General features: G+C 54.5%; 7 protein-coding genes. 2 read left to right on the forward strand and 5 right to left on the reverse strand.

Annotated elements, in window-relative coordinates; translation table 11 throughout:
- Positions 1-85: 85 nt before the first annotated feature.
- Positions 86-910 carry a phytanoyl-CoA dioxygenase family protein gene (locus IE065_RS17110; protein ID WP_189517363.1) on the forward strand — a complete coding sequence of 275 codons (825 nt, stop codon included), beginning with the start codon at positions 86-88 and terminating at the stop codon, positions 908-910.
- 16 nt (positions 911-926) lie between these two features.
- Here the strand turns inward: IE065_RS17110 and IE065_RS17115 are convergent, their stop codons facing one another.
- Both IE065_RS17115 and prmC read right to left on the reverse strand, forming a co-directional pair.
- Entirely contained in the window at positions 927-1,310 is a 384-nt protein-coding gene (locus IE065_RS17115) for a VOC family protein (RefSeq protein ID WP_189517365.1), read from the reverse strand.
- Positions 1,311-1,400: 90 nt separating this feature from the next.
- Complete coding sequence (prmC, locus tag IE065_RS17120; protein ID WP_189517366.1) at positions 1,401-2,243, reverse strand: peptide chain release factor N(5)-glutamine methyltransferase; 843 nt, start codon at positions 2,241-2,243, stop codon at positions 1,401-1,403.
- 15 nt (positions 2,244-2,258) lie between these two features.
- On the opposite strand from prmC, the gene IE065_RS17125 reads away from it, so the two are divergent.
- Positions 2,259-2,624: a DciA family protein gene (locus IE065_RS17125; RefSeq protein WP_189517368.1), complete on the forward strand. Its 366-nt coding sequence runs from the start codon at positions 2,259-2,261 to the stop codon at positions 2,622-2,624.
- Between the two features lie 93 nt (positions 2,625-2,717).
- On the opposite strand, the gene IE065_RS17130 is transcribed toward IE065_RS17125, so the two are convergent.
- From IE065_RS17130 to rpsO, 3 genes are all read right to left on the reverse strand, one after another.
- The gene (locus IE065_RS17130; RefSeq protein ID WP_189517370.1) at positions 2,718-3,263 is read right to left on the reverse strand and encodes a hypothetical protein; all 546 of its coding nucleotides are present in this window, start codon (positions 3,261-3,263) and stop codon (positions 2,718-2,720) included.
- 139 nt (positions 3,264-3,402) lie between these two features.
- On the reverse strand, positions 3,403-5,745 hold the full coding sequence (locus IE065_RS17135) for a polyribonucleotide nucleotidyltransferase (RefSeq protein WP_189517372.1): 2,343 nt from the start codon (positions 5,743-5,745) through the stop codon (positions 3,403-3,405).
- 454 nt (positions 5,746-6,199) lie between these two features.
- Entirely contained in the window at positions 6,200-6,472 is a 273-nt protein-coding gene (rpsO, locus tag IE065_RS17140; protein ID WP_189517381.1) for a 30S ribosomal protein S15, read from the reverse strand.
- Positions 6,473-6,701 lie beyond the last annotated feature (229 nt).

The raw sequence follows: 6,701 nt of genomic DNA on the forward strand, positions 1-6,701 counted from the left end.
GAGCATAAAAGTATCAGTTTTTGACGGAAAATGCAAAGCGTGATTGCCCAGAAAGCCTTATTATTAAGGCAGATAACGACTTTTTATGAAAATCACCCCCCCCTTCGAACTCCTCGACGCACCCTTTGCGTTGACCGACGACCAAATCTTCCGCTTCCGCGAGGACGGCTACATAAAGCTCAAGGACGTGCTCGCGCCCGACTTGCTGGCCCACTACGGCCCGATTATTACCGAGAAGGTGAAGGAGCTCAACCGCGAGAGCCGCTCCATGTCAGAACGCGACACTTACGCTAAAGCCTTCCTGCAAATTATGAACCTGTGGGAGCACAGTGACGACGTGAAGGCCTTTGTCCTCGGTAAACGTCTAGCCCGCATTGCGACTGAGCTTCTGGGGACTCGTGGCGTGCGCCTTTACCACGATCAAGCCCTCTACAAGGAGCCTGGCGGCGGCTACACCCCGTGGCATGTTGATCAAGTTTACTGGCCGCTTTCGAATAATAACACCGTCACGGCTTGGATTCCGTTGACCAAAATTACGCAGGATATGGGCCCGCTGGAGTTCTCGGTCGGCAGCCAAGAGATCAAGTTTGGCCGGGATATGGTCATCAGCGACGAGAGCGAAAAGGCGATCGACCAGCACTTGAAGTTCAGCGATCGGCGCGTTGATTCAGGCCCATTCGACCTCGGCGAAGTCAGCTTCCACTACGGTTATACCTTCCACCGCGCAGGTCCAAATGTGACCAATCGCCCGCGCGAAGTGATGACCATTATTTACATGGATTCCGAGATGCAGCTCATTGCGCCAAAGAGCCAGAACCAGCATAAAGATTGGGATTCATGGTGTCCTAGTGCCAAGATTGGCGAAGTCATCCAGACGCCCAAGAATCCGCTAATCTATACACGGAAGTAGGTCAGCGAGGTTGTGATTAATGCTCTAAAATCTCAACCTCGTAGCCGTCGGGATCGGTGATGAAGGCCATTTTGTTGCCGCCACTGGTGAATTTTGCCTTCCAGTCCTCTGGCCAGATTTCAATGTTTGCGTCTTCCAACATGGTGCAATGAGCGACGATGTCATCGACTCGGATGCAGGTGTGGACAAGGTCTTCAGGAAATTTGACCTTGTAGTCCGGCGAAAAAGTTAGCTCCAGTTTGTGCTCGGAGCCTGGGATGCACAGGTGCGCCAATTGGTTGCCAGAGGGGGATTTGTCCGTCCGACGGAGCACTTCAAAGCCACTGGTGAGGCAATACCAGTTAATGGATTTTTCGAGGTTGCTGACGCGAATACGGGTATGGTCAAAGGAAATAGGCATTACAGGTGGAATTGAAGTTAAGATCAGTTTACGGGTGTAATATTTGTGAAATTAGAGCGGTTTTTCAACGATCAACTTTACTGGAAAAACCTAAAGCCAAGCCCAGAAAAAGCGTGGCCTGCCGCTGATATCCCGCTTTGCCTCTGATTTCCTAAAGCCAGCTTCTGCCGCAAGAGTGGTCAGTGTCGCATGTTGGGCGATGCCGGTTTCGAGAGCGAGGAGGCCGCCAGACGTTAGAAAACCTGGGGCTTCGGCAATGATTTTTCGTAAATCGTTCAGGCCATCGGGGCCGGAGACAAGCGCTCTGGTTGGCTCAAAATCGGTGACTTCTGGCGCGGCAGTGGTCATTTCCTCTTCGGTGAGGTAGGGGGGGTTGCTGACAATTAAATCGAAGCGCTGCCCTTCAACCGCCAAGAACCAATCGGATTCGAGGAATGTTACTCGCCCGCTGAGGTTGTTTAAGGCCGCATTCTCTTGTGCGAGCAAGAGCGCATCAGGGCTGGCGTCGACCGCGGTTATTGTTGAGTCAGGCCAGACGGAGGCTAGCCCAAGGGCGAGAGCTCCAGTTCCGGTTCCCAAATCGAGGACGGCAGGGGGGGGCGGGGCAAAATGAATAGTCAGCAGTTCAGCCAATTCTTCGGTCTCGGGGCGGGGGATCAATGCGCGGGCGTCGCACTTGAGGGTCAGTTCGAGAAAATCGGTGTCGCCTAGGATGTGCTGTAGTGGTTCGCGCTTGGCTCGGCGGGCGACCAAGGGGCGTAGCTTGTCAAGCGCTTCGCTGGTCATGGGGCGTTCAAATTGCAGGTAAAGCTCCAGTCGACCGCACTCTAGAACATGGCCCATTAGACGTTGTGCCTGCAATCTGGCCTCAGGCACGCCTTTCTGCTCGAAATAGGTCGTCGTCTTCTGCAGTATCTCCAACACGGTTTGCATACAACCGCCAAGACGATGCACTTCAGCCGCGAAGTCAACAATCTGATCGCTAATCTCCGAGGCTTGCCCGAAGACCGTGGACGTTCTGTGTCCCGATCCGCTAAGCCAATTGATAGCGTGGTTGAGGTTATTCTGGAGCGTTACAAGATTGGGAAGCCCACGGCGGAGGAAATTATTGTCAAACACTGGAAGGAAATTGTAGGCGAAGAAACGGCTCATCGGGCTCGTCCAATGAAGCTGGTTAATGGTAAGCAGTTGGTCATTCTCGCCGCAAATTCCGTCATTAAGCAGGAGTTACTTTTTGCGGAGCGGCAGATACTCAAGCGCATCCGAGCCTTGCCCGAATGTGGAGCCATTCGCGATGTCTCAATTAAGGGTTGAGGGGTGGGACAAACAAAGCCGCCCTGATCTTCACCAGGACGGCTCGTGCTTGCTGCTGTTTTTTTACTGACCCCTTAGTTAGTAAAAAGTCTATTAACGTAGATTGCCGCCCATGCCACCACCACGTGGTCCTTTGCCGGGAGGCAGGTCGATATCGACTGTGGTATCCGAGTCGTCGAGTAAGCCATCGGGGGCATTCGACAGGTCGACTCCACTATCTGTCACGTCGAGATATACATGGCGACTTTTGCCTTTGCGCTCAACAATACGGACGGTGCCGCGAAGGGATTTGTGCTCAGGGCCGCCTTCGCCACGATCGCGATCCAGATTGGTGCCGTATTTGCGAATCAAGGCGTCTTTATCGTCCTTGTCCGCAACGACGAGGATCGCGCCTCCACCGGAGTGGGCGTCATCATCAATGGTCATTGCCCAGAAAAATACATAGGGCACATCTTCGGGCGCATGGCGGCTAAGACGGATGAATACAACGTCGAGGCTAACTTTTTCGCCTTCGAGCTCCTCGGCGTAGGCCTTGGTATGAGCGGCGGTATTGTCGCCGGAAGCAGCGGCGTAAGCCCCAAACGGGGCGAAGCCCAAGAGGGCTAATGATACTATTTTGAGAGAGGATGATATGTTCATTTTTATCGGATTAGGTTATGTGTGAAGTAACCAAGCTCCCGATCAAAAGTTGCAGGTGCATCTCAAAAAAAAACCGCGCCCTATGCAGGACGCGGTTTGAAAGATTACCTGGGCAGGTTTGCCCAGTGGACTGAACAGCTTAGGCTTCGCTTGGCTTGTCGTTACCGGAGTCGCCATCGGAACGGCGTGGGCGGTCATCCCGGTCTTCACGACGTGGGCGGTCGTCATCACGACGTCCACGTCCACCACGATCATCACGTCCACGTCCACCATCACGACCGCCGCGATCGCCACCGCGACCACCACGATCACCGCCGCGCCCACCGCGGTCGCCGCCACGGTCACCACCGCCTTGTTTGGACTCGTAAGGGATGCCTTGAGCTTCACAGAGAGCAGCGCGGCGGGAGAGGCGCACGCGGCCCTTGTCGTCGATGCCGACGCACTTGACGAGAATTTCGTCACCAAGCTTGCAAACGTCTTCGACGCGTTCGACACGGAAATCGGCGAGTTCGGAAACGTGGACGAGGCCTTCCTTACCAGGGAGACATTCGACGAAGCAGCCAAATTCCTTGATTGCACGAACGATGCCCTTGTAGGTCTTGTTTGGCTCAATTTCAGCAGTGACGAGATCGACTTCCTGGATCGCACGTTTCATGGCATCGCCATCGGAAGCAAAGATCAGCACGCGACCGGAGTTGTCGTCGTTGATGTCGATCTGTGCGCCGGTGATTTCCACGATACGCTTGATGTTCTTACCGCCGGGGCCAATGAGGGCACCGATCTTTTCCGGATCGATCTGCACCTGCTCAATGCGCGGAGCGCATGGCTTGAGCTCGGTGTTCGGGCTGGAGATGGAAGCGGTCATGATATCGAGGATATTATCACGCGCGGTTTTGTTGCGATAGATGGCTTCCTTGGCGATCTCCATGGAGATACCAGCGATCTTCAAGTCCAACTGAAAACCGGTGATGCCAGCCTTGGTGCCACAGATCTTGAAGTCCATGTCGCCGAAGTGGTCTTCTGCGCCGATGATGTCCGTGAGGATGACGTATTCGTCACCCTTGGCAACGAGGCCGACGGAGATACCTGCGACGGGAGCTGAGATAGGCACACCTGCGTCCATAAGGGACAAGGTGCCACCGCAAACGGAAGCCATCGAAGTGGAACCATTGGACTCGAAAATGTCGGAGACCAAGCGGATGGAGTAAGGGAACTCATCTTCGCCAGGAAGCACGGCCAAGAGCGAACGCTCAGCCAATGCGCCGTGACCGATTTCGCGTCGGCCAGGGCCAATGAAGCGACCACATTCACCCACCGAGAAAGGAGGGAAGTTGTAGTGCAGGATGAAGCTCTTGCTTTTTACGCCGCCGGTGAGGGCGTCGAGGTCCTGCGAGTCCTTGCTGGTGCCGAGGGTCAGCGAAACGATGCCTTGGGTTTCACCACGCTGGAAGAGCGAGGAGCCATGCACGCGAGGAATGACGTCAGTTTCGCAATGAATTGCGCGGAGGTCTTCTGGGCCACGGCCATCCACACGCTTTTTGTTCACGAGGATGTTTTCGCGGTAAAGTTCTTCCTGAAGGACTTCGAAGGCCATATTGACCTGTGGGCCAACCATGGATTCTTCCACAAGCTTGGCAGCGGTGACTGCGGCAACGGCTTCGTCCTTGAGGGCGGAGACTGCTGCGCTGCGGTCGGAACGCTTGTCTTGGAAAACGGCGGCGGTCATTTTCTCACCAACGGCTTCGCGGCAGACATTGAGGACGTCGTCTTGAACTTTATTGAGGACGAATTCCTTCTTCTTCTTGCCAACGAGCTTAGCGAGCTCCTTTTGAGCGGCGATCAGTGGCTGAATGGCATTTTGCGAGAATTCAAGGGCTTCGATGAAGCGAGCTTCGGGGAGCTGGTCCGCGGAGCCTTCGATCATCATCATTTCCTTTTCGTTACCGACGTAGATCAGGTCGAGGGTCGACTCGAACATTTCTTCGTGGGTTGGATTGACAACGAATTCGCCGTCGATTTCGCCGAGGCGAATACAGCCGATTGGGCCGTTCCAAGGGATGTCGGAGCAATGGCATGCAGCAGAAGCGGCGTTGACCATGAGCACGTCTGGGTCGTTGACCAAGTCGGTTGCCATGAGCAAGCCGATGACCTGCACTTCATACAGGAAGCCCTTGGGGAAGAGCGGACGAAGCGGACGGTCGCAAAGACGGGAGGTGAGGATTTCCTTTTCGGAAGGGCGGCCTTCGCGCTTGAAATAACCGCCTGGGAAGCGGCCAGCAGCGGCAAAGCGCTCGCGATAGTCCACGGTTAGCGGGAAGAAGTCCTGATCAGGATTGCGCAGGCTGGTGGCGGCAGTGGCGGAAACGAACAAAATTGTTTCCCCCTTTGTGATGGTCACGGCGCCGTTAGCTTGTTTGGCAATGGTGCCCGACCCTAAGGTGATGTCGAGCGATTCGATGTATACGCTGTGTTCTTGTTTCATTACTTGTATTTTATGTGAGTCAGCGGGCGGATAGGACGCGGTCGCTGACAGGTTTCTTTATGGGTTTAATTAATTAGAAGTTCTTCGGAGGGTGGAGTAGTGCACAAGCCAGTAGAGGGCGACGCCGGCTATACCGGTGACGAAAACCACGAACGCCCATAGCCCAGGAGAATCCAGGAATATGCCTTGGCGGTTCTTAAAGGCTTTTGAGTCCAACCAGATATACAATGCCAACCAAATATGGAGGACAATTAATAAGATTGGCCCCACGATTGGGATTAATAGAAAGGCGGTGTTATCCATTCGAGATGGGGGGAGGGGGAATAAAAAAGCGGGCGCGGCGAACCGGGCCCGCAATTGCGGCTAAATGGGAAGTTGTTGCTTCAGTAGGGGGCAGCGAGCCATGCGAGCGATGGAGCAGCCGCCCCATAATTGAATGCAACGGTAAGTTGCCTTATCGACGGAGGCCGAGGCGCTGAATAATGGTCTTGTAGCGCTCAAGGTCGGTGTTGCGCAAATAATTGAGCAGCTTGCGACGCTTGTTCGTCATTTGAATCAGACCGCGACGAGTGTGGAAATCCTTGCGGTGAATACGCAAGTGGTCCGTCAGGTGAGCGATACGGGCTGTTAGGAGGGCAACTTGCACCTCGGGCGAACCGGTGTCACCCTCGTGGGTCTTGTATTCAGCGATAATCTTGTCTTTGTCTACTGCGATGGAATCAGCCATTGTTATTCATGTATTTCACAGGCACTCGGACCCCAAAGTTGATTGGAATCGCGCCCCCCGCGACACGCCGGGAACGCCGTTAACACAGCGATAGGTTGCTGTGGGCCGTGGAAGCGAGACTGCGGCTAAGCAATCTGACTTCTAACGCAAGACGGGAGAAAATCAGGAATTCCCACTCAAACACAAGCTTTTTATTAACTGGCTTTCCGAGTGAAGGGGGGGGGGGGCG

The sequence above is a fragment of the Cerasicoccus arenae genome, assembly GCF_014651635.1.
Lineage (GTDB): Bacteria > Verrucomicrobiota > Verrucomicrobiia > Opitutales > Cerasicoccaceae > Cerasicoccus > Cerasicoccus arenae.